Origin of the sequence: Arenibacter nanhaiticus, assembly GCF_900141935.1 — a bacterium.
GTDB classification, from domain to species: domain Bacteria; phylum Bacteroidota; class Bacteroidia; order Flavobacteriales; family Flavobacteriaceae; genus Arenibacter; species Arenibacter nanhaiticus.
This window is the reverse complement of the sequence record NZ_FQYX01000002.1, coordinates 157,299-180,839: the sequence shown is the minus strand read 5'-3', so window position 1 is coordinate 180,839 and position 23,541 is coordinate 157,299. Positions and strand designations below refer to the sequence as shown.

At 38.8% G+C, this 23,541-nt stretch carries 22 protein-coding genes; 6 read left to right on the top strand and 16 right to left on the bottom strand.

Going from position 1 to position 23,541, the window contains the following annotated elements:
- Positions 1-18: 18 nt before the first annotated feature.
- Positions 19-450, top strand: coding sequence for a DUF5606 family protein (locus BUA16_RS02060; RefSeq protein ID WP_072762972.1), 432 nt, complete (start codon positions 19-21; stop codon positions 448-450).
- A 343-nt stretch (positions 451-793) separates the two neighbouring features.
- On the opposite strand, the gene BUA16_RS02050 is transcribed toward BUA16_RS02060, so the two are convergent.
- Positions 794-2,377: a beta-N-acetylhexosaminidase gene (locus tag BUA16_RS02050; RefSeq protein ID WP_072762970.1), complete on the bottom strand. Its 1,584-nt coding sequence runs from the start codon at positions 2,375-2,377 to the stop codon at positions 794-796.
- Positions 2,378-2,403: 26 nt separating this feature from the next.
- A complete protein-coding gene (locus tag BUA16_RS02045) occupies positions 2,404-3,051 on the bottom strand; it encodes a GDSL-type esterase/lipase family protein (protein ID WP_245795501.1) in 648 nt (215 codons plus the stop codon).
- A 355-nt stretch (positions 3,052-3,406) separates the two neighbouring features.
- Between BUA16_RS02045 and mazG the strand changes: the two genes are divergently transcribed.
- The 4 genes from mazG (at position 3,407) to BUA16_RS02025 (ending at position 6,597) form a co-directional block, all read left to right on the top strand.
- Positions 3,407-4,180, top strand: coding sequence for a nucleoside triphosphate pyrophosphohydrolase (gene mazG, locus BUA16_RS02040; RefSeq protein WP_072762969.1), 774 nt, complete (start codon positions 3,407-3,409; stop codon positions 4,178-4,180).
- A 148-nt stretch (positions 4,181-4,328) separates the two neighbouring features.
- On the top strand, positions 4,329-5,720 hold the full coding sequence (locus BUA16_RS02035; protein WP_072762968.1) for an MATE family efflux transporter: 1,392 nt from the start codon (positions 4,329-4,331) through the stop codon (positions 5,718-5,720).
- Positions 5,721-5,793: 73 nt separating this feature from the next.
- The gene (locus BUA16_RS02030) at positions 5,794-6,021 is read left to right on the top strand and encodes a hypothetical protein (RefSeq protein ID WP_072762967.1); all 228 of its coding nucleotides are present in this window, start codon (positions 5,794-5,796) and stop codon (positions 6,019-6,021) included.
- A gap of 6 nt (positions 6,022-6,027) precedes the next feature.
- Positions 6,028-6,597 carry a phosphatase PAP2 family protein gene (locus BUA16_RS02025; RefSeq protein ID WP_072762966.1) on the top strand — a complete coding sequence of 190 codons (570 nt, stop codon included), beginning with the start codon at positions 6,028-6,030 and terminating at the stop codon, positions 6,595-6,597.
- Positions 6,598-6,631: 34 nt separating this feature from the next.
- On the opposite strand, the gene BUA16_RS02020 is transcribed toward BUA16_RS02025, so the two are convergent.
- From BUA16_RS02020 to msrA, 10 genes are all read right to left on the bottom strand, one after another.
- On the bottom strand, positions 6,632-7,318 hold the full coding sequence (locus BUA16_RS02020) for a hypothetical protein (protein ID WP_072762965.1): 687 nt from the start codon (positions 7,316-7,318) through the stop codon (positions 6,632-6,634).
- Positions 7,315-8,958 (bottom strand): ArnT family glycosyltransferase, encoded by a 1,644-nt coding sequence (locus tag BUA16_RS02015; RefSeq protein WP_072762964.1) that lies wholly within the window; start codon positions 8,956-8,958, stop codon positions 7,315-7,317. The genes BUA16_RS02020 and BUA16_RS02015 overlap by 4 nt, the downstream gene beginning before the upstream one ends.
- On the bottom strand, positions 8,955-9,578 hold the full coding sequence (locus BUA16_RS02010) for a lipid-A-disaccharide synthase N-terminal domain-containing protein (protein ID WP_072762963.1): 624 nt from the start codon (positions 9,576-9,578) through the stop codon (positions 8,955-8,957). Before BUA16_RS02010 ends, BUA16_RS02015 begins: the two co-directional genes overlap by 4 nt.
- Positions 9,579-10,292: a glycosyltransferase family 2 protein gene (locus BUA16_RS02005; RefSeq protein WP_072763077.1), complete on the bottom strand. Its 714-nt coding sequence runs from the start codon at positions 10,290-10,292 to the stop codon at positions 9,579-9,581. It abuts the gene before it with no gap.
- Between the two features lie 164 nt (positions 10,293-10,456).
- On the bottom strand, positions 10,457-11,434 hold the full coding sequence (gene meaB, locus BUA16_RS02000) for a methylmalonyl Co-A mutase-associated GTPase MeaB (protein WP_084668396.1): 978 nt from the start codon (positions 11,432-11,434) through the stop codon (positions 10,457-10,459).
- A 59-nt stretch (positions 11,435-11,493) separates the two neighbouring features.
- Complete coding sequence (locus BUA16_RS01995) at positions 11,494-12,060, bottom strand: DUF2911 domain-containing protein (RefSeq protein ID WP_072763076.1); 567 nt, start codon at positions 12,058-12,060, stop codon at positions 11,494-11,496.
- A 145-nt stretch (positions 12,061-12,205) separates the two neighbouring features.
- Positions 12,206-13,114, bottom strand: a complete 909-nt coding sequence (locus BUA16_RS01990; RefSeq protein WP_072762961.1) for an aldose epimerase family protein — start codon at positions 13,112-13,114, stop codon at positions 12,206-12,208.
- A 254-nt stretch (positions 13,115-13,368) separates the two neighbouring features.
- The gene (locus BUA16_RS01985; RefSeq protein WP_072762960.1) at positions 13,369-14,697 is read right to left on the bottom strand and encodes a Gfo/Idh/MocA family oxidoreductase; all 1,329 of its coding nucleotides are present in this window, start codon (positions 14,695-14,697) and stop codon (positions 13,369-13,371) included.
- A gap of 4 nt (positions 14,698-14,701) precedes the next feature.
- A complete protein-coding gene (locus BUA16_RS01980; RefSeq protein WP_143150432.1) occupies positions 14,702-16,084 on the bottom strand; it encodes a 3-keto-disaccharide hydrolase in 1,383 nt (460 codons plus the stop codon).
- A 138-nt stretch (positions 16,085-16,222) separates the two neighbouring features.
- The gene (msrA, locus tag BUA16_RS01975) at positions 16,223-16,888 is read right to left on the bottom strand and encodes a peptide-methionine (S)-S-oxide reductase MsrA (protein WP_072762959.1); all 666 of its coding nucleotides are present in this window, start codon (positions 16,886-16,888) and stop codon (positions 16,223-16,225) included.
- 771 nt (positions 16,889-17,659) lie between these two features.
- Between msrA and BUA16_RS01970 the strand changes: the two genes are divergently transcribed.
- Entirely contained in the window at positions 17,660-17,899 is a 240-nt protein-coding gene (locus tag BUA16_RS01970; protein WP_072762958.1) for a hypothetical protein, read from the top strand.
- Between the two features lie 243 nt (positions 17,900-18,142).
- Here the strand turns inward: BUA16_RS01970 and secA are convergent, their stop codons facing one another.
- The 4 genes from secA to BUA16_RS01950 all read right to left on the bottom strand — a co-directional run bounded on the left by secA (position 18,143) and on the right by BUA16_RS01950 (position 23,435).
- On the bottom strand, positions 18,143-21,502 hold the full coding sequence (gene secA / locus BUA16_RS01965; protein ID WP_072762957.1) for a preprotein translocase subunit SecA: 3,360 nt from the start codon (positions 21,500-21,502) through the stop codon (positions 18,143-18,145).
- A gap of 185 nt (positions 21,503-21,687) precedes the next feature.
- The gene (locus BUA16_RS01960) at positions 21,688-21,912 is read right to left on the bottom strand and encodes a DUF2795 domain-containing protein (RefSeq protein WP_072762956.1); all 225 of its coding nucleotides are present in this window, start codon (positions 21,910-21,912) and stop codon (positions 21,688-21,690) included.
- A gap of 134 nt (positions 21,913-22,046) precedes the next feature.
- Positions 22,047-22,625 (bottom strand): cob(I)yrinic acid a,c-diamide adenosyltransferase, encoded by a 579-nt coding sequence (locus tag BUA16_RS01955; RefSeq protein ID WP_072762955.1) that lies wholly within the window; start codon positions 22,623-22,625, stop codon positions 22,047-22,049.
- Positions 22,626-22,928: 303 nt separating this feature from the next.
- Positions 22,929-23,435, bottom strand: a complete 507-nt coding sequence (locus tag BUA16_RS01950) for a hypothetical protein (protein ID WP_072762954.1) — start codon at positions 23,433-23,435, stop codon at positions 22,929-22,931.
- Between the last annotated feature and the right edge of the window lie 106 nt (positions 23,436-23,541).

The following is a 23,541-nucleotide window of genomic DNA, read 5'->3' as shown; positions in this document are numbered from 1 at the left end:
TGAAATTTAAAATTACAGATGGGTTTAAACAAAATATTATCCGTAGCAGGAAAACCGGGACTTTATAAGTTGTTATCGCAAACACGTTCAGGATTCGTAGCCGAATCACTGTTGGATGGGAAAAAAATCACCGTTAGTTTTAAAAACAACGTTAGTGTTTTATCCGAAATTGCCATTTATACTTTGGAGGAAGAAGTTCCCTTAAGAGAGGTTTTTGAAAAAATCAAGGAAAAAGAAGAGGGTGGTAAAACCTCTATAGGCCATAAGGAAGATAAAATTAAATTGGAAGAATATCTTTTTGAGATACTTCCAAATTATGATGAAGATAGAGTGTATGCCAGCGATATCAAAAAAATTATCCAATGGTATAACCTCTTACATGATCACGGGATTACCGATTTCTCAGCAGCAGAAACAGATACAGTTGCTGAAGAAAAGGAAGCTGAATAAGCGTCGCGATAAATAAGTTTTAAATAAGGCCTTCGTTCTCGAAGGCTTTTTTTATGCCCAAAAGTGTGGTTGGTACAAATGTCAATGTCTGCCTAAAATTTTTTGCGTTAGGGATCGCAGCGGCATCCCCGCAGCAAGGCAAGGGATACAGCGAAGAGCCCGCCCGACGTAGGAGGGAACGCCCAAATTATTTCTTTGAAAATTCTACAACAAATACGGCAGTGATCGGCCTTGGGCAATAGGGGCAATTCTTTGAGGGGTGTTTTATGCTATAGGGCAAAAAAAAAGCAACAACCTTTTTCGAGAATAGGGTTGTTGCTTTATAAGCGTACATGCTATCGGTTTATTTTTTCCAATCGATACGTTCGGAAGGATAGTATTTTACGTTCATTTTATCTAAATAAGGAGTTTGCTTGGCCAGTCTTTCTTTGTAGCTGTCCCAGTTTCTATTCTCCTCAGTACTCCACCCTAATTCGGCATAACCGATCATTCTAGGGAAGGCCAAATATTCTAACTCTTCCATATTGCTAATAGTTTCTGACCAAAGTGGTGCTTCAAGGCCAAGGATGTTTTCTTTGGTAATACCTTCCAGATATGTTTCAGGAGACCAATTGTAGGCGGTATCCACAGGGATAAGTCCAGCCCATTTTAGGCCAAATTTAGAGTCCTCGTCATATTTCATATCCAAATAAGCTTTTTTACCAGGAGATAAAATAATCTTCAATCCTTTTTCAGCACCTGCAAGGGCATTTTTTTCATTGCTCCAAAACTGTGCAATTGTTGATGGATTAACATCGGCATGTACGATTTCGTCCCAACCGATCATTTGTTTGCCATACTTTGATACAATCTTATCTACGCGAGCAATAAAATAGTTGAAATCTTTTTTCTTGGTAACATGGCTTTCGTCTCCTCCGATATGGATATACGGTCCAGGAGTCATTTCGGAAATTTCACGGATAACATCATCAATAAAATCGTATACACTTTCCTTTCGGGTGTCAAAGGTGCTAAAACCAACATCTATACCGGTATAAGGCTTTACTTTTTTCCCGTTACCATTAAGGAATGGGTACGCTAAACTTGCTGCGTTGGTATGCCCGGGCATATCTATTTCGGGAATAATCGTAATGTGGTGTTTGGCTGCATAGGCTACAAGATCTTTATATTCCTCTTGGGTATAAAATCCGCCTTCGCCACCACCAACTTCTGAACGACCTCCAACTTCGGTAAGTTTAGGCCATGATTTTATTTCAATTCTCCAGCCTTGGTCGTCTGAAAGGTGTAAGTGAAGAATATTAACTTTATAATAGGCCAAAATGTCTATGTATTTTTTAACGTCCGAAACGCTAAAAAAATGTCTAGATACATCTAACATAGAGCCTCTGAACCCAAAATTTGGCGCATCGGAAACCTGTCCAGTCGGAATCAACCACATTTTAGTCTTGGCCAAGGTATCGTTGCTAGTTTGTGGGATAATCTGTCTAATGGTCTGTACGCCCCAAAATGCGCCTTGGGCAGACTTAGCATTGATGGTAATTGAATCTTGGGTAATGTTAAGCTGGTAAGCTTCCGGGGTCGTAAATGCTAGGTCATCGGCGTGGTTAATATATATAACACGGCTACCGGTAGCTTTTTCGGAATTGTTTACCGGAAGGTTTAAGGTCGTTTGCCATTTTATTTTTTCAGCTAAAAATTCACCTACTTCAGGAAATCCTGTTGCCGTGGTGGAGGTAAAAATATGGGTGTTTTCATCCAATCCAAAGGCGCTGTTTGTGGCGATTACCTCTGATGGCATAGGAATCATGGCTTCGGTGGTAAGATCTGTTTTAGGAAAATTTATAGGTTTTTCTTGTTCCAGACATGATGTGAAGGCGAAAATAGAGACTATTAGGCCCAAGCCACTTAAAAAGGTTGTTTTTTTCATTGGATACTATTTATATATGGGGTTGTTTAATACATGAAAGGTTTGATGACGGAAAACCAAAGGGAATACCCTCTATCGTTCATGTGGAGACCGTCCTTCATAAAAATGTCTTTTCTCAGCTTGTTGTCATGAGCCATAGGTGTCCAAACGTCGGCATAAAAAACCTTAGGGTCATTCCTGCAAAGCTTTTCGATTTTTTTGTTCAATCTCAAATATTTTTTTTTCAAATGCCAACGTACTATGCTGGGTTTTGTAGAGATTAGTACGATTTGGATATCTTTATTTTCTTCTTTTAATTTTTGTACAATTTTCCGGGTCGTAGTCATGATGTTTTTTATCGATACTCCGCGGGCAATATCATTGTCCCCTTCGTAGATAAAAACTTTCTTGGGGTTGTATCGAAGGATAAGTTCGTGATGATATCCCAATAAATCGAGCGATTCCGAACCGCCAAACCCCGTATTTATAATTTGATGGTTTGGAAACATACTTTCTAGGTTTTTCCAGGTCCGGATACTAGAACTTCCGGTAAACACCACTGTTTCTTTAGAAGAATCCCATAGCGTATCGTATTTTTGCTGTATTGCTAATACTTCATTCCTAAAATCAATATTTTGTTGGGTATAACCAATAAATGCTGATAGAAGGAGGGATAAATAAAGAATTCTGCTCACTTTTTTCAATTAATGGATGAATATAATTCATTTTTAAGGAGGCGACAAATTATTTTGTTCTAAGTCTTTTTATAAAGGTTTCCTTCTTATAACGCCTTGGGCCGTTTGAATGCTCTTAACAGTAAGGCTAGCTTGGTTTTGATGCTCTTTTAATTCCTTTTGATTTTTTATATGTCATACAAGAAGATGGGTTAAGGGCTGAGAAGTTTGGAATATAATTCTGCGAAGTTAATAGTGCGTTGTACGCCCTAGAAAAACATGTTATACTTTTTTAAAAATAAAAGCAATTCAAAAATTGCCAATTATCCTTAAAAGGAACGATTTGGTCTTTGTATTTTTGTCAAAATTTTTCATCATGAACAATAGAGAGGCCCAATTAAAAGCATTTGATCGTTTATTGACTATAATGGACGAGTTGCGAGCTCAATGTCCTTGGGACAAAAAGCAAACCATGCAATCGCTACGTCATTTGACCATAGAAGAAACATATGAGTTGGGCGATGCCATCCTGGACAATGATTTGGAAGAAGTTAAAAAGGAGCTGGGCGATGTGTTATTACATATTGTTTTTTATGCTAAAATAGGAAGTGAAGCCAACGATTTTGATATTGCCGATGTCGCTAATGATATTTGTGAAAAACTCATCAGCAGACACCCACATATTTATGGCGATGTAACGGTTAAGGATGAAGAAGAAGTAAAACAGAATTGGGAGCGGTTAAAATTAAAAGAAGGTAAAAAGAGTGTTTTGGAAGGGGTGCCTAAAGGGCTTCCGGCCCTAGTAAAGGCCAGTCGCATACAAGATAAAGTGGCCGGCGTAGGCTTCGATTGGGAAAAACCAGAACAGGTGTGGGAAAAGGTCCAGGAAGAATTACAAGAACTGCAGAAAGAGGTGAAGGACGGAAATACCGATGCCATGGAGGCCGAGTTTGGGGATGTCTTGTTTTCTATGGTCAACTATGCCCGTTTTCTGAAAATTAATCCTGAAGATGCCTTAGAGCGAACGAATAAGAAGTTTATACATCGCTTTCAATATTTGGAATCTAAAGCCAAAGAGAAGGGGAAGGCCCTAAAAGATATGACCCTCGCAGAAATGGATGTCTTTTGGGAAGAGGCCAAAACCTTGTAATACCCTCGTTGTTTGAATTGCTTGTTCCAAATAAGGAATCAATAAAAGCAGCTTGTATTAAGAAGATTAATTAACGGCTATTTAACTAAAAAAGAGCAGTATGTAAGAAGGGTAAAAACATATCTTTGCCACCTCAAATTATAGCATTTTGTTAGAAAAATACACCAAAGAGTTTCGATATAATTTAACCCTATCTTTTCCTGTGATACTGGGGATGTTGGGGCATTCCTTTGTGGCCTTTGCAGACAATATAATGGTAGGGCAGTTGGGAACGGCAGAATTGGCAGCTGTGTCCTTAGGAAATAGTTTTGTTTTTATAGCCATGTCTTTGGGAATCGGTTTTTCTACGGCAATAACACCACTGGTAGCCGAGGCCGATGGTGCCGGGAATATGTCCAATGCTAAAAGTGCCTTAAAACACGGCTTGGTATTATGTACTGTATTGGGACTTGCGCTTTTCGGAATTATTATGATCGGGAAGCCCTTGATGTATATGATGAAACAATCTCCAGAAGTGGTAGCCTTGGCGATGCCATATTTAAATCTGGTCGCTTTCTCCTTAGTGCCATTGATTATATTCCAGGCCTTTAAACAATTTTCAGAAGGGTTGTCTCAAACCAAATACCCCATGTATGCCAATATAATTGCCAATGTGGTGAATATAGTGCTCAATTACTTGTTTATTTTTGGCTCCTTTGGTTTTCCAAAAATGGGCATTATAGGCGCAGCCATAGGTACTTTGGTCTCTAGGGTGGTAATGGTGATTTTGCTTTGGTATCTGTTAAAGAACAAAAAGAAATTTCACGATTATGTGACGGGTTTTAATTTTAAATCCTTGGAGAAAAAGATGATGACCAAAATCGTCAACCTAGGTTTTCCATCGGCCTTGCAAATGTTTTTCGAGGTTGCTATTTTTACCTCGGCAGTGTGGATAAGCGGGGTGTTAGGTAAAAACTCCCAAGCGGCAAATCAAATAGCCCTAAATTTAAGTAGTATGACTTTTATGGTAGGAATGGGGCTTGGCGTAGCAGCAATGATTAGGGTAGGAAACCAGAAGGGATTGAATAATTTTAAAGAGTTGAGACGTATAGCCAAGTCTATTTTCTTACTCACCTTATTCTTGGAAATACTTTTTGCAACTTTGTTTATCCTTTTCAAAAACTGGTTGCCAAGTATTTATTTAGATGTAAATGAGGCTGTGAATATGGCCGATAATATGGAAGTTATTAGCATTGCGTCCCAACTTTTATTGGTAGCAGCGGTATTTCAGATTTCCGATGGGTTGCAAGTGGTTGTACTGGGAGCCTTACGCGGGCTCCAGGATGTTAAAATACCTACTTTGCTGACCTTTATAGCGTATTGGTTGATTGGTTTTCCTATTAGTTTTTATTTAGGTATATATACCTCCTTGGGAAGTATTGGGATATGGATAGGTTTGTTGGCAGGTCTTACCGCCTCTGCGATATTGTTGTATATTAGGTTTAATTATTTGACCAATAAATTGATTCGGTCATCAACCATCCAAGCAACAACAGCGTAATTGAAGAATTGATTAGAGGCTTCGCTCAATACTTTAAAGGCGAAGTTATTTTTATTATAAAAAAGTGATATATATGGAATTTCCGAAATTTTTATTAGGTGACAATACTGATTATCCAACAGCAATTTTTGTAGTGCATACAGAGTATCCAAGGTTTATAATAAACCTAGAAGATGATGAGGTGGAGTGGCTTGAAGATTTTTCTCAAGAAGATGAAAAGGAACTAGAGTCAGAAGCCGAAAACCTTATTGAGCAAGCAGTAGCATTTTATGATAGGGAAATTTCCCGTTATGAGGATTAAGCAGATATGTTGGAAGAATTAGTAAAGTACGACAAAGAGTTATTTCTTTTTTTAAATAATTTAGGGACGGCCCATTGGGATGGTTTTTGGCTTTTTATGACCAATAAGTTTAGTGCCATTCCCTTGTATCTTTTATTGGCCTTTCTTGTGTATAGGAGCTATGGCCTTAAGAGGTTGGGGGTTGTGATGGTGACAATAGCCTTGTTGATCTTGGTGACCGATCAGTGTGCCAACTTATTTAAGTACGGGGTACAGCGATTGCGGCCCTGTCACGATATGGATTTAAGTGGATTAATGAGATTGGTCAAGAAAAGCTGCGGAGGACAATTTGGGTATTTTTCTGCCCATGCGGCAAATTCTTTTGCCGTTGCTTTTTTCTTTACCGCTTTATTAAGGGCTAAATACCGCTATATAGGAGTGTTCTTACTATTGTGGGCCCTCATTGTAGGGTATAGTAGGATATATATAGGAGTCCATTTTCCTTTAGATGTACTGACCGGTACCCTAATTGGACTTTTCTTAAGTTGGTTGTTTTATAATTTATATTTGAAGGCACTGCCAGTTTTTAAATTATAAAACAACCCAAATTAAGATGATAGGCCCAGAGACTTTATTGTTGCTCTGGGCTTTTTATTTTAAAGACACTTTGATTTAAGGGACGCAGGAATATCATGAAAAAGATAATTCCAAAAGCCAGTTCGTACACTTCCCATGTTCTGTCGGCCGGATTTAAGGCCACTAAAACAGTCGTTATAAGAAAGGCAATGGTATGGTGCCATTTTACAACTGGTACCGCAAAATTGTCTGCCAGATTCTTAACCCAATTTAATTTCCTATAAAGGATAGGAGTTACAATAAGGTAAAGGAACATAACGGCAAATAATAACTGGCTGAAAATAATTTTATTGATTTTCTTTTCGCCAACTACCAAGTTGTGCAAGTTGGTTTCTCCTTGCGCGTTGTTTTCCATAAAGAACTCCCCAGACTCAATGCCTAAAATGCGCTGGCCCCATGAAATTTCTTCCCCAGCGGCAAAAAAGAACAAAATGACAAATATAAAAGTCCCTATTTTCCATAAGGCCTTTTTGTGATTCCAAAATCTTTTTAAGCGAAAAAGGCAAAGCACGGAAATACATAATAACAAAATGGCGGTTCCCCATTCTACCGGACCATCTTCTTGGGCGTATTTGGTATCAAAAATTGTCTCATTGGTCAAGCCAAGTAAAAGACCTATCAGGGCTAATAAAGCTAATAAGCCGTAGGCAGTTTTTTCAAATTTTGTCAGGTTTCGAATCATTGTTTTTTAACTAAATATAAATTACTTATTAAGCGGTTTTTATGTCCTTTAGCGCCTGGACCGGCGTTATTGTTAAAATCGTACACGGTTTTTAATTCATAGCTGAATTTAGAATCAAAGATACGCTTAAAATCAGATTCATCTACAGGGGAAACCAAGACGTAAAATTGACTGGTTTCCGGAATAATTAGCTGTTGCTCGTTTTTAAGAAGGGGGATAGCACCGCCGTATTCCCACAACAACTCAGGGGCAATTTCTTCATAGACATATATTTCCATGCCTGCTGTAGCAACAGTCGATCTAAGGTCCGATATATTATGATAGGCGGGATTTTTTTGCAACGCCCCTGCCATGGGTAGTGCTAAGACCTTAATGATAGCAATAAAGGCTATGGTATATAGGAACGCTTTAAATAACTCTTTATTCTTGAGTTGAATTATAATTAAAATACCAACGGCAAATAAGGCGGTAGAGGAGAGTCCATAATATAACCAAAAATCCCCTAAATTATCGTGTAGAAAAAAGTAGGCAACAAATGGAAAAACAAGACCCAATACCCCTATTAAACCAAAATGGAAATAAACAGGGATCTTTTCCTTTCCCGTAAGCTTGTTTTTGAAATTGCGTATCAGGTAGTCGATATAAAAACCTGTGTTTAATGCCAATGGAATTAATACCGGAACCAAGTAACGAGCTTTTTTTTCGGGAATGATAGATAATAGTATCACGGAAAATACGGTCCATAAGAACGTAAACTGGTAAGCTTTTTTATGGCTCACCTTATTTTTTAAGTAAGGATATAGCAATCCCATAAATGCCGGAATTGTCCACAGCCCACTTTGTACAAAAAAGCTCCAATAATAATAAAACGGACGAACATTGTAACTGGTCCAGTTAGCAGTTTCTTTTTCTGCAATGGCAAGAAAGGCATCAGGGTCGGCCAAACGCACGTAAACAAACCACCATAGGCCGACTGTAGTGGCAACAGTTATAAGCGCTAATAATTGTAGGTAGTTGTTTCGAATTTTAAACTCCTTAAATTTATAAACGAAAGCATATGCCAATAAAAAGGGGAGTAGCAGGCCATAAAAAGCTATTGGGCCCTTACTCATAAAAGATAGGCCTATAAAAATGGGGGCCAAAAGAGCATTCTTCCAGTGGTGGCTATCCTGACGAAAAAAGTCATATAAAAAATATATTGCGGCTAACATAAAGCCGTGGGTATAAATGTCCCATGGTGCTTCAATAGTAATGGCAATGATATAAAATGAGCTTAATAGAATAAGGGCATTTATGAAGGCTTGCTTTTTGTTCTGTAGTAGGTTTAAGGAGAACAAATACGCAATATACCCCAATGCAATAGCCATAAGCATGGTAGGTAGGCGTAGTCCTATAATATTGTCCAATCCAAAAATACTACCAAAAATGGCAGTGATCCAGCTAGGCAAGGGGGGTTTTTCATACCTGGGAAGTTCGTTCATGGTGGTTAACAACCAGCGGCCGTCCGTTACCATTTCCCGTGCTGTTATGAAATTTCGGGCTTCCATGATGGTCACCGGAATTACGTCCAAATTGAACAGAAAAATAGAAATTCCAACTAGTAAAATTACTAATTGGGGATTATTTTCCAACCACTTCATATGACCTGATTTTTTAGAATAAATAAATTTCTGATATAAACAATCAGCCCTAGGCTATGCCCAAGAAAAAGTACTGGGTCTTTCCTAAAAATAGCGTAGGTAAGTATAAGGGAAGCTCCTATAAGACTCAAAAGCCAAAAACCAAAAGGTAGACTGGAAATTTTCTTTTTTTCCGAATACAACCATTGATATACGAAGCGCAAGGTGAAAATAATTTGAGCGATACTTCCCAAAGCCAATAACCATATAGGAATGGCATCGTTATTAAAAATAGCTTCTATATCGTAGGCATTGTTATTATACCCGTACATAATAACCAATACAGGGAAAACCCACAAAAAAATGCGGATAGGTTTCGGGAATTTCTCCCATTCGCCCTGCAACTGTATGTTTCGGATATAAATAAAATAAGTCAAGGCCTGACCCAGCATAATGGCAAAATCGTCCCGTAGCCAACCGTAGACAAACAATAAAAAAGAGGCGAATAAACTAAGCTGCCAAAACAACCTCGGAGTGAGTACCTTCTTGTTTTTTTCAGATAAGATCCATTGAACCAACATACGGCTCGAAAAAAGAATCTGGGCTAAGAAACCTATGGAATAAATAATCCAATCTGCCATTTATCCTATTTTCTCTACTTCGTAATTAATATACTTTTTTTTCATCCACAAATAAGCAAAACAGTCCATTAATGGTCCTAGTAACCTATTCCATAATCCAAATTTTGCCTGTCCGGCCATTCGTGGAAAATGCCGGATAGGTATTTGAACCACACTGCCGTTCTGAAGAAGGATCATTGCTGGTAAAAAACGATGCAGCCCCTTAAACATGGGGATTCTCTTGGCGTAGTCGGTCTTAATTACTTTTAGGGGACATCCGGTATCATCCATGCCATCATTGGTGAAGCTCCTTCGTATGGAATTGGCAATGGAAGAGGAAGCATTTTTTATAAATGAATCTTTTCTGTCGGCTCTTACTCCTGTAACCAAATCATAGGCGCCTATGTGTTCTAAAAGTAAATTAAAATCCTCTGGTGAGGTTTGCAAATCAGAATCTATATAGCCGACCAAAGGAGTGTCCGTATGGTCAAACCCGGCTTTTATGGCCGCACTCAACCCCTTGTTTTGTCTGAATTTAATATAATTAAAAGCCTCATTTCTAAGGCAAATGGCCTCGATTAATGCTTGGCTATTATCTTTTGAGCCGTCATTTACGAATAATACCTTGGTGTTTTTTGTACTGATTCCCAAGTAGTGGAGAAGCTCTTTTTCTACACGTTCCAAATTATCTTCTTCATTGTAAACAGGAATAATTATGGTAAATTCGTAATTCATTGTTTTAATATAATAAGTGCTATTTAGCTTATTTTTAGTGTTTTGTTTCCTTTTTGCTTGTTTTATAAACTTAAAGAAGCCAAAGGAAGGCGCAAAGATAAAGAACTTTCCCAAGCCAGCTTATAATAATAATACAGGAAAACTATAATAACGACTGTGTCCAACTACCTTTCCTTTGACAGTCGTATTAATTTTTCAGCTGCAGAAAATGGCGAAATCTTACCGTCAATTACCTCTTGTATCATTTTGTCTAAAGTGTTTTTTACATTACTATTTTGGTAAAACTGACGCTGTAAATGTTCCTCTATGGTTTGTAAAAGCCAATATTTATTTTGTGATTTTCTATGGGTATAGAAATAGCCGCTTTTTTGATTACTGGTTATATAGTTCTGGATCATCTCCCAGATTTCAGCAATGCCCTGGTGGGTGAGAGAAGAGCAGCTGAGTACTGGTGGTACCCAATTATTTTCTTTTGGAGGATAAAGATGAAGGGCTTTTGTAAAGACTAATTTAGCCAAATCCACCTGTTTTATGTTCTGGCCATCGGCCTTATTGATTACAATGGCGTCTGCCATTTCCACGATGCCTCTTTTTATGCCTTGAAGCTCGTCTCCGGCACCTGTAATTTTTAAAAGCAAAAAAAAGTCAACCATGCTATGGACTGCCGTTTCGCTTTGTCCTACCCCTACGGTCTCTATTAAAATGGTATCATACCCGGCGGCTTCACATAGAATTATCGATTCTCGGGTCTTTCTGGCTACCCCGCCCAAGGAGGAACTCGATGGGGAGGGCCTAATAAAGGCATTGTTGTTTTTTACTAGTTCGGGCATTCGAGTTTTGTCGCCTAAAATACTTCCTTTGCTTAGCGTACTGGAAGGATCAACGGCCAAAACAGCGACTTTTTTACCTAGAGAGGTCAATCGGGTGCCTAAAGCCTCTATAAAGGTACTTTTTCCTACACCAGGAACACCTGTGATACCCAAGCGGATGCTTTTGCCACTGTGGGGTAAACAGGCCTCGATGATTTCATTCGAAATACTTAAATGTTTGGTGTTCGTGCTTTCGACCATGGTAATGGCCCTGGCCAAAGACGAGCGGTCACCCGTTAAAATCCCTTGAATCAATTCTGCTGCGGTAGGCATTGTCTTTCGAAAGGATTTGATTTTCGAAATATTTTTTGAGCCTATATTTTTTGAAGTGGTCAAATGTATGGGTTAATAGGGACGCTTACTTTGGTTTGGTCCCAGATGATATTAAAAAAAAGAAGTCCATTATCCTCAAAATCCATCGATAGATTTTCTACGGGTTCCGATATGGTTTCCGCGCTAAGGGTTAGTTGAAGGAGATCGGTAGCTGGATTTCTAGTGGTTTTCTGGCCCCCGCTAAAAATGGTAACACCCCAATCCGGAATTTTACTGTTAAATGGTATTTTCCAGCTGTTTTCTCCCGGGATGGTCCATAGGGAGTAGCTTCCGGCAGCTAAGTCTTTTTCGTTTACCTTTATGTCCGCAGCAGTCGTAAAACTGGTCGGTTCATTGGCGCCAGTTCTCCAAACCATATCGTAGGGGAGCAGTTCAACAAAAATGACCCTTCCCATTTTGGAAGTACTGCTGTAGCGAACCTTTAAATCTACACCTTGTTGCTTATAGGTTGAGGTTCGTTCAGGGCTGTTCTTTTTGGTTTGTTCTTTTAAATAAGATTTTCCACCAAGAAAGAAGGCTAAAAGAAGGATAACGAGAATGCCAATAATCCATTTTAGAATTTTCATATGTGGATGTTTATTGTTTTTTAACGGGTATACTCCGGCTGCGCTCAGTACAAGCATGTAATTCAAATAATTGAATTTGTATTTGCGACCATTTTTCGGTTATGCCCATTACCTAGAGATATATTTAATTGGTTTTATGGTATTCCTAATTTACAAAACCAAATCTAAATATACTGTTATTCTCATAAGTTTCTCCCGGGTTCAAGATGCTATTGGGAAAATGGGGATGGTTTGGGGCATCGGGGAAATTTTGTGTTTCAAAACAGATGGCGGCAAATTCTAAGGGAGTATACACCACAATACTGGGCTGATTCGTGGAAACCTCCATGCTTATTCCCGATTTTTTTGAAGCTATCCATGTTTTATTATCCAAACCGCCATTCAGGACAAAGGGGGTGTCCAATCGGGTTTTGCCGATCTTTTTTGCCGTTAAAAAATCGTAGGCCGTATTTTCAACACTGTTTAACTTACCGCTTGGAACTAAGGCTTCATCCGTATCCAGGTATTGGGAACAGGCCAATTGTAATGAATACTCATCAATCTGGTCTTGATCATCCAACTTAAAATAGGTGTGGTTGGTAAGGTTTACCGGAGTGGCCTTGTCCGTGGTAGCGCTATGCAGTATATGAAGTGCGTTGTTTTCTAGCTTGTAGGTTAACTGCACTTCTAAATTACCGGGGTAGCCTTCTTCCATATCCTTACTGAAATAGGACAAGGTGATATATGGATTATCGCCATGGTGCACTTGCTCTATATTCCAATACTTTTTCGCAAATCCTTCCTTGCCCCCGTGTAAATGGACGCCGTTATTGGAAAAAAGCGAATACGATTTGTCGTTTAGCTCAAAGCCACCCTTAGATATCCTGCCGGCATACCGGCCAATGGCAGCACCTAGCGATTTGGTGTCGGTTAAATAAGCTATAGGGTTTTCAAAGCCGACAGCAACATTAATGTCTTGACCTTCTTTGTTTTTTACGGTTAGTTTTTGGATGATAGCGCCATAATCTAAAACGGTTAGACTAATAAAGCTATTCCTTATGGTAATTTGATTCAAGGTATTGCTTTTAATTTTTGTTAAAATTACTATTTTTTATGGAGCGATAATTATTGGATTTTTAGAAAAATATCAAATGCTGTCAACTAGTGATATCGCCTTATTGCCGTAGTCATTACGCTTTTAAACTGATTTAAAGTTTCCGAAACAGTTAACGGGGCTTTTTCTTCTGTTCCTTAATAGTACGGAAGACCGGTATTTTAGCAAAAAAATACCGGTCTTCCGTACTCTGTGTTTTAATCAATTGTCAGTAACTATATTTTAGGCTCCCATCCCTTGGCGTATTCCCTTTTCCAATGCGACATCGCTTCGGCATCGTCCTTTATTTTTCCGGTAACAGGGTCTATATGGATTGTTCTTCCTACGTCCTGGGCAATATTCCCCAAATGACAGAGCATAGTAGAAATACTAGCATCTGCGATAGGTGAATTCTGAATTTTATCCTTTCTAATAGCATCAAAAAAGTTGAAGACATGGTTCACGTCTAGACCACCCATCCCTAAAGTATTGGTTGTGGCGCTTTCTACTCCTTCTTCTACTTTTTTAATAAGCTTACCATCCAAACTGTACAGCTCATAGGAGTTTCTACTAAGGGTTATCATTCCTTTACTACCGTAAATAGTGGCACCTCTACCGGGTTGCTCCGGTTTAATAAGGCCCCTGCTATGACCGGTCCAGGTAATAAATTTATCGCCGCCGTATTTATAAGTTACTTGTTGGTTGTCTACAAATTCCCAATCGTCTTTATAGGCGTATTTGCCTCCAAAAGAGGTTACGCTATCGGGTAAATCTACTCCTAGGGCCCAACGACAAATATCAATCTCATGGGTGCCGTTGTTGTGGACTTCCCCGGTTCCCCAAGTGCGGAACCAGTGCCAGTTATAAGGGTGAATATTGTCCCTGTAATCTTCCCTTGGGGCTGGTCCTTGCCACAGATCCCAATCTAAGGTTTTGGGAACGTCAATTTTGTTGCCAACCCCAATAGAGCCCCTATTATTTGAGTAATACGCTTCGCCTTTAAAAACTTCACCGATTATACCTTCTTTGATTTCTTGGACGGCCAGCATAGAACTTTGGGCAGATCGTTGTTGATTCCCCATCTGTACTTTTTTGCCGTACTTCTTTTGGGCGGCCACTAATAATTCGTTCTCGTGCGGATTGTGGCTACAGGGTTTTTCTACATATACGTGCTTCCCGGCTTGTAAGGCCATAATGGCCATCGGGGCATGCCAATGCTCTGGAGTAGCAATAAATACCGCATCAATCTTCTTGTCGTCCAAGATTTTTCGGAAATCCTTTTCTACCTTGGGGACATAGCCGATATTTTTTTCACACCATATATTGTGCTCTTCTATAATCTGATCATCTACATCACAATTGTAGATAATCTTCGCATTCGGATCTTGGTGAATGGCAATAATATGAGCTTTTGCTCTGCTCCTTACTCCAATGACAGCCACATTTAAACGGTCATTAGCGCCCAATATTTTTGCATTTGCCATGTTCGGAAGTAGTAACCCCCCCAATGTCATAACGGCGCTGCCCGCAGCCGTTTTTTTTATAAAGTTTCTTCTGGTCGCCATAATTTTAGTTGTTGGTTGCTTTTTTGATCTTGATGTTTTTAAAGGTCACTTTATCTCCGTGGTCCTGCAGGAGAATATACCCTTTTTCGGCCTCGCCAAAATTTGGCCATTTTGAATACTTGCTTTCAGAAACCAGTTTTTTATAAGCCGGACTTTTTCGCTCGTATTCAAGAACCTTTGTGCCGTTCAACCAATGTTCCACATGGTTGTTAATAGATTTTATATAAGCGGTATTCCATTCACCCACTCCATGAAAAGGTTTGTTTGTATCGGCCTGTATTAAATCGTAAAGAGAGGCTAAGGTTCGGCTTCCTTCATGGCTTCCTTCTTTGGCATCGGGATGGCGATTGTCATCTAAAATTTGATATTCTAAACCAATCGAAGATCCCGGACCTTTATTCAGGTCGGTATTTACATAATACTTAATGCCACTATTGGCTCCTTCGGTAATTTTGAAATCCACTTTCAGTTCAAAATCGCCATAGAGGTCGGTGGTCACAATATCACCACCTGCAGCCGACTCTGCGCCTCCAGAGGATAGAACGGTTAGTTCGCCATTGTTTATTTCCCATCCCTTTTCAGGAAACTCCTCCAAACGGGCACCTCGCCATCCCTTGGTCGATTCTCCGTCCCATAACAGTTCCCAGCCGTTCTTTTTTTCGTCAATGGTAAGTTGGTTTTTAGTTACAATAGGGGATAAGGGCGTCTTTCTGGCATATTGGTCTAGGTTCTCCGTCATAATATTAACGTTTCTCCACATAATAGGAGTGCCTTCCTTTTTGTCCTTCCCTATGCTGTGCACCTGAAGACCTATAAAACCGCTGGCCGTTTTATCGTCGATTAAATAGGAAGCAGGAACCTGGTTGATCCAGGTTTTTATAGTATCCCCAATCGCCTCAATTCTATAATGGTTCCAATCGTTTTGTTTAAAAGCCTTTTGGGCAGCTAAATTATCCGTCAAAGGATGCAACCAACCTCTTCTGCCCTCATCATAAATACCCGCACTCCAAGCTCGTTTCGAAGGGTCAATTTCTACTTGATACCCGTGCACTTGCCCGTTTCTATAGTGAGGAATGCTATTGCTCCTTATTTGAATGCCAGAATTCATAGTAGAATCTACCTTGTATTCCAATTCCAAAATAAAATCGGCATACATGTTATCAGTGGTCATAAAGGAGTTGGGAGTGTCGTGAACAGTAGTCCCAACGAGTATCCCATCTTTAACTTCATAGTTCGCATTGCCTCCTTTTTGGTTCCATCCCTCCAGGGTTTCTCCATCAAATAGGGAGACCCAAGGGGTAGTTTCTTTTTTTGTTTCCGAGCAACCCCAAAAAACAATTAGGGATAGCATAAGGGTCAATGTCTTAGCGTGATTTTTTTTCATCATTTTAATTATAGTTGGATAATAGTGTGCGTACACGTAAATTGGTATATAAAAGCTTAAATATAGTATCTAATTCCTATAATAAAAAAAAGACGCCCTAAAATAAGTCGACTTTGTTGATAATTAAACAAAGAAGTGGCTCTAATGTTTGTTGTTCTTTAAAAGATCCGGGTAGTTTTTTTGGAATTTTTTTAACCTGGGAACCGATACATTTTTGATATATGAATTAGTAGGGTGTCGTTTCTCGTAATCTTGATGGTACTCTTCGGCCTTATAAAATAAAGTGTGTGGTTTTATCTCTGTTACAATAGGGTTTTGGTAAATCTTGTCTTGGTTTAATTGTCGAATATAATCCTTAATAATGTTCTTTTCTTCCTCATTTTTGTAGAATGCAATAGAGCGGTATTGGGGGCCACGATCGGGACCCTGCTGATTTAGGGTAGTGGGGTCATGAGATCCAAAAAACACTTTTACCAATGTTTTATAGGAGACAACCTTAGGGTCATAATAGACTTCTACCGCTTCGGCATGGCTAGTTTTTCCATAGCTTACGGCTTCATAAGTTGGGTTATTTTCTGTGCCACCTGCATAGCCAGAGTAAACTTCTTGGACGCCTTTTACACTTTCAAAGATAGCTTCTACACACCAAAAACAACCACTTGCAAAATATGCCGTCTCAAAGTTCTGATGTTGTTGTGGCGGTTTTTCAAGATCGGGAAGTGTTTGTTCAGCTTTCTTGGTTATAGAATTACAATTGGTAACGCTAAAACCTATAATCACAAACAAAATAATTTTTAATAGTTTCATAGTAAATATCCTGGTTTAATAGTTTTATGGGGTTGCTTTAAAGAAAGATTCTAAAATCACGCCTCACCTCCTTAAAGGTATCCCAAGAATTTTGTTTTTACGCTATTGAAGGAGAAAATTGTAAGTCTTCCTGCTACTTAGTTCTTATTGGGTGTAAATACTTACGGTTTTATGGCAATAAATGGTTTAAAATGATACTTTTTCGAATTTATAGAGAGTGATTATGAAAAAATAATAGAGGAGGAGCGATTTCTTTTAGTTGTTGTTAAATCGAATTTTATTGGTTGCAGACCTTAGATTTTTATGCTCTATAGCTGTTTTAATCTGGGCGTTCCCTCCTTCGTCGGGCGGGCCCTTGGCTGTATCCCTTGCGATGCTGCGGGGATGCCGCCGCGGTCCCTAACGCAAAAAAAAAATTGTAGCGGGTATGAAATGATTTGGTTTAACAGCAACACTATAGGGTGCTTGCGATGCTTTGGGAGCTAAGGTTGCTTACGTCAACAATAATAGTCAAGTATATAACTTAAAATAGCCGGATTGCGATGCAGACCGTCAATTTTATGGACAGCTCTCTTCCGAGCGTTCCTTCTAAAACCTCGACAAAAGACGCAATAATTCGATAAATAATAATTAGGCTCAAAACCATAATCCGATTTATTCAGCACTTAATCTAGAGAATTGTCAGATACCGAAATATATAGGGTTTTTGGCGATTTGAGGGGTATTCTTAGATGTAACAGGTGTTATTTTTACATAAGAAACCTACTAGTTATGAAAGCACTTTTTACCTTGATCTTTGTTTTTTTTATCGCATCTTCCGCTCAATCACAATGTCCAAAGAACGACCTTAAAGAAGAAACTATAATAATGGAAGTGGTAATCGCTTCAGAGAAAATGGAGTTTTCTTTAGACAAAGAACAAGATGTAGCGCGTCTTTACATGGATAAAAATTATAGGGTGAAAAAAGCATTGGCCTTCACGACTAAAAGGAACAAGGCTAAACTCGTTTAAATGTTCCTATAATCACCAATATTAGTAAGCTAAAACCAAATAGGCCATTCTGTCGCCTTTTGTAAGCTCATCAGGCTTTTAGGGAATACCTAGAATACGAGTAAGGATAGGAAACTACATTTGTAATGACTTATTATTAGAAATTAATAGGAGGGAATAAAAAAAGCGACAACTGATATGAGTTGTCGCTTTTTTATAGATATATAGTCCCCGATTACTCGGGGGAATTGGGGCGTAAGTTTTTTACTCTTCTACGATTACCCATTCTCCTCGTTCTACTAAGGGCTCGGCTTGTTTAAACTTTAGTGTTTTACTTTCCCCAGAGATTACATTTTTAATAGTAACCTTCTCGTTTCTGCCAATTTTGGCGTGTTCCCTGATAATGGTTTCCGTAACCTGCGGTCTACCGCCTTGGTTTTGTCCCACAGCTCTGCTCTTGGCAGCCATTTCATCTACATTAGGGATTTCTTCCTTGCTGACCGTTAAATTTTCTTTAGGTCTGCGAATATTGGCGGCTTCTTGTATTTCATTACTTTGATTAGGAAGCTCGGCTTTGAATAAAAAGGAAACGATTTCTTTATTTACCTTTTCGATCATTCCTTTAAAAAGTTCAAATGCCTCAAACTTATAAATAAGCAATGGGTCTTTTTGTTCGTGAACCGCTAATTGAACCGATTGTTTTAACTCATCCATTTTTCTAAGGTGAGTTTTCCAAGATTCATCTATAATAGCCAAAGAAATATTCTTTTCAAAATCGGTCACAAGTTGCTTTCCGTTACTTTCGTATGCTTCTTGTAAATTGGTGACTACGTTTAGGGATTTAATTCCGTCGGTAAAAGGCACTACAATCCTTTCAAACTTGCTGGCATTGTCTTCGTAAACCTGTTTTATCACCGGAAAGGCGGTAGCGGCATTACGCTCCATTTTATTTACATACTGCTGGTGCGCTTCCTTGTATATGATGTTGGCCAATTCCTGTACTCCGGTTTTTCCAAATTGATCTTCGGAAACGGGAGAGGTTAAGGATAAAAACTTAATAAGTTCAAACTCGAAATTTTTGAAATCATTGGCGCCCTTATTGGTCTCTACGATTACTTCGCAGGTATCGTAGATCATATTAGCGATGTCTACTTTTAGACGTTCACCTTGCAAAGCATGTCTCCTTCTTTTGTAGACAACTTCCCTTTGGGCGTTCATAACATCATCGTATTCCAGCAATCTTTTTCGAACACCAAAGTTGTTTTCTTCTACTTTTTTCTGTGCGCGTTCAATAGATTTGGTCATCATGGAGTGTTGAATGACTTCTCCGTCTTCCAAGCCCATTTTATCCATCAATTTGGCAACTCTGTCCGATCCGAACAAACGCATTAAGTTATCTTCCAAAGACACATAGAACTGTGAGCTTCCGGGATCACCTTGTCGTCCTGCTCTACCTCTTAACTGACGGTCTACCCTTCTAGAATCATGTCGTTCTGTTCCTATGATGGCTAATCCTCCTGCTTTTTTAACCTCCGGACTTAATTTAATATCGGTACCACGACCGGCCATGTTGGTGGCTATAGTTACCACTCCGGCATTACCAGCTTCCGCAACGATATCGGCCTCCTTCTTATGAAGTTTGGCGTTCAACACATTGTGAGCAACCTTTCTGATGGTCAACATTCGAGATAACAATTCGGAAATTTCAACAGAGGTAGTACCAATGAGCACAGGTCTTCCAGACTGGGAGATTTTTGTTACTTCATCAATGATGGCGTTGTATTTTTCACGTTTTGTCTTATAAATCAAATCTTGTCTGTCATCCCTTGCAATTGGTTTATTGGTAGGGATTTCCATAACGTCTAGCTTATAGATTTCCATGAATTCCCCAGCTTCGGTAACAGCAGTACCCGTCATCCCCGATAATTTTCGGTACATTCTAAAGTAATTCTGTAGGGTTACCGTCGCAAAGGTTTGGGTCAAGGCTTCAATCTTAACATTTTCCTTGGCTTCAATAGCTTGGTGAAGTCCGTCAGAATAACGACGGCCATCCATGATACGGCCCGTTTGCTCATCAACGATCATTACCTTATTGTCCATGACCACATATTCTACATCCTTTTCAAAAAGGGTATAGGCTTTTAATAGCTGGTTCATGGTATGGATACGTTCGCTTTTTATGGCAAAATCCTTAAATAAGGTTTCTTTTAATTCGGCCTCCTTGGTTATCTCTAATTCCTGCTTTTCAATTTTGGCAATTTCATTGCCTATATCGGGCATTACAAAGAAATCCTTGTCCCCATCGCCAGAAAGATATTCAACTCCTTTTTCAGTAAGTTCTATCTGGTTGTTTTTCTCATCTATAACAAATAACAGTTCTTCATCTACCTTAGGCATTTCCCTGTTGTTGTCCTGCATATAGAAATTTTCGGTTTTCTGAAGCAATTGTTTTACTCCTTCCTCACTCAAAAATTTTATCAGGGCCTTATTTTTTGGAAGACCTCTGTATACCCTGAGCAATAGGAAACCACCTTCTTTGGTGTCCCCTTCTTGGATAAGTTTTTTAGCTTCGGCCAAAACGCCTGTCAAATATGCTCGTTGTTTGGAAACGATATCGCTTACCTTAGGTTTTAAATCGTTAAATTCATGTCGGTCTCCTTCAGGAACTGGACCAGAAATAATAAGAGGAGTACGGGCATCATCGACAAGCACGGAATCTACCTCATCCACAATGGCGTAGTTATGTGGTCTTTGAACCAAATCCTTCGGGGTGTGTGCCATGTTGTCCCTTAGGTAGTCAAAACCAAATTCATTGTTGGTGCCGTAGGTAATATCGGCGTTATAAGCCGCTCTTCTGCCTTCTGAATTTGGTTGGTGTTTGTCTATACAATCTACCGTAAGACCATGGAATTCGAACAATGGAGCCATCCATGCGCTATCCCTTTTTGCCAAATAATCATTTACCGTTACTAGGTGGGCGCCATTTCCGGTAAGGGCGTTTAAATATAAAGGTAGGGATGCAACCAAAGTTTTTCCTTCCCCAGTATGCATTTCAGAAATCTTCCCTTGGTGAAGGGCAATTCCACCAATTAGCTGTACATCGTAATGTACCATATCCCAAGTAACCTGCTTCCCAGCGGCATCCCAAGAATTTTTCCAAATCGCGTGTTCGCCTTCAAGACTTACATAGTCCTTGGTTCCCGATAATAATCTGTCATTTTCCGAAGCCGTTACCTTTATAGTAGTATTGTGAGCAAAACGGCTGGCTGTTTCTTTGACTACAGCAAATGCTTCTGGTAAAATGTCATTTAGAGCCTTTTCCGAAATGGTGTAAATCTCTCCTTTTAAGGTGTCGATTTCCGCATAGATGTCTTCATTTTTGTCTATATCCGAGGAGGATTTGACTTCTTTTAAAAGTTGTTCAATCTTCAGATTGATTTCCTTACAATCTTCTGCAATCTTAGCCTTAAAAGAAACGGTCTTTTCACGAAGTTCATCGTTACTTAACTGTTCCATCGCGGGACCTAAAGATTTTATTTTGTCGACTAGGGGTTTGAGTTCCTTGATGTCTTTTTCGGACTTGTCGCCTACGAAAACCTTTAATATCGAATTTATAAAACTCATAATATGTACTGTTGTTAAAGAAAGGCCTCATAGAGGTCTTTTATTATGAAATAGCATAGCTTATTTTATTTGATTTTTGGGGCTATGCGTTCGTTCCTATCCTAAGATAGGGAGTGTTGTGATTTCAAAAATACGTAAAAAAAAAGCCTCTTATGAGACTTTTTTGTTGTAATTCAGTTAATATTTTAATACTCGTCTTCGTTCCAAAGATAATCTTCTTCTGAAGGGTAGTCTGGCCATATTTCTTCGATTGACTCATAAATTTCCCCGCCCTCTTCTTCCATAGATTGCAGATTTTCTACAACTTCTAAAGGAGCTCCGGTTCTAATAGAGTAATCTATTAACTCATCTTTTGTGGCAGGCCAGGGTGCATCACTTAAGTAAGATGCCAATTCTAATGTCCAATACATTGTAATAAATTTATTATAATATTTTGCAAATGTAATTTTTAAACTGATATAGGCAAGTTTTTTTTGATAAAATTCAACTTGTTTATAAACAATTTGATCGCTTTTAATAATTTGATACCGAATCTATAAGCTGATTATTGGTTCTTTTTCTCTGGGATCCATTTTATTTCTTCAGCTCCCAAATCATAAGTCAATTTTCGTGCCAATACAAATAGAAAATCTGAAAGCCTGTTCAGATAGGACAACAAGCTAGGATCTAAAGGTTCCATGGCATGAAGCTCTGTAACCAAACGCTCGGCCCTACGGCATATTGTACGGGCAATATGACAATATGACACTGTTGTGTGACCGCCAGGCAATACAAAATGTGTCATAGGAGGTAATAAGGTATCCATTTGGTCTATTTCCTGTTCCAATACCTCAATGTCCGCAGTGGATATTTTGGTAATTTGAAGTCTGTCCTTACCGTTTTTAAGTTTCTCCTTTTTAGGGTCTATCGCTAAAAGAGCCCCTATGGTAAAAAGTTTATCCTGAAGTACGAGGAGCGTTTTTTTAAGTGAATCGGCAATGTCCTGATCTTTGATTAAGCCTATCCACGAGTTTAGTTCGTCTACAGTGCCGTAACTTTCAATACGCAGATGGTATTTGGGAACCCTTGTGCCTCCATATAGGCCAGTGGTGCCATCGTCACCTGTTTTTGTGTAAATTTTCATCAGCTGTTAAATGTTTATGTGGTTCTCCAAAGAACGATCTGAAATTACAAAAAGGAATTTATAAAAAGCCTTTGTAGTATAGTCAAATGCTATAGGCCTTTTGATTTTTGGTCCTTCTTTTGCTTTTTATCTGCTAGTGTAGACCCTTCCATAAATTTTCTCGATTTCCTTGACCTCGACTTTCTTTTGTTGGTAGCTTGTCCTATTAAATAAATGATAACTAAAATACCTAGTACTATGTAAACAATATAATCCATTAATAATGCTTGTTATAATCTTTGAATCTTGCTTAAAATTACAAGTTTAAAATCGTATTTTAAAATGTTCCTTGGCTTGTTCCTTTCTAAAAAAGACTATTCCGGCATAAAATAGGTCTATGGTAACGGTAACTATTTCCAGATCTTTTACGGTCTCCCATAAGATCTCCGATTCTTTAGAATTGTGGATGTTATCAATAAAAAGGATTGATGTAGGGGCCAGATGCTTGTTATCGGTGATTTGATGTTTGATGAGTGTTGCGCTAGGCTGCTCCCAATACATAAATTCTTCAGAGGCCGCGACAAATGAAATGTCCTTGTTGTGTCTTAAAATCAGGTCTTTGGTCGCACCATTTTTAGTGATAAGTTGAACGCGCTTTATTTTAAAAAAAAGAAGGGTTTTTAAGACGATGTTAAGGGACTTGGTGGTTTTAAAGCCTTGGGTGCTATATAAACCCTTAGTGACGTATTTAAATATAAAAGGAGAATGGACTCCGTGGTGATTGGTTGAGTTTAATAGAAACCTTATATGGGCTAAAAATCGGAAGAGCATTCTCGACAATATTTATTTTAAATGAGGATGTTTTTTTTGGGTCGATCTTAATAAGAATATCAGCCTTTGAAGTTCCTTTTTGTAAAGAAATTCAAAGGCTGATAAT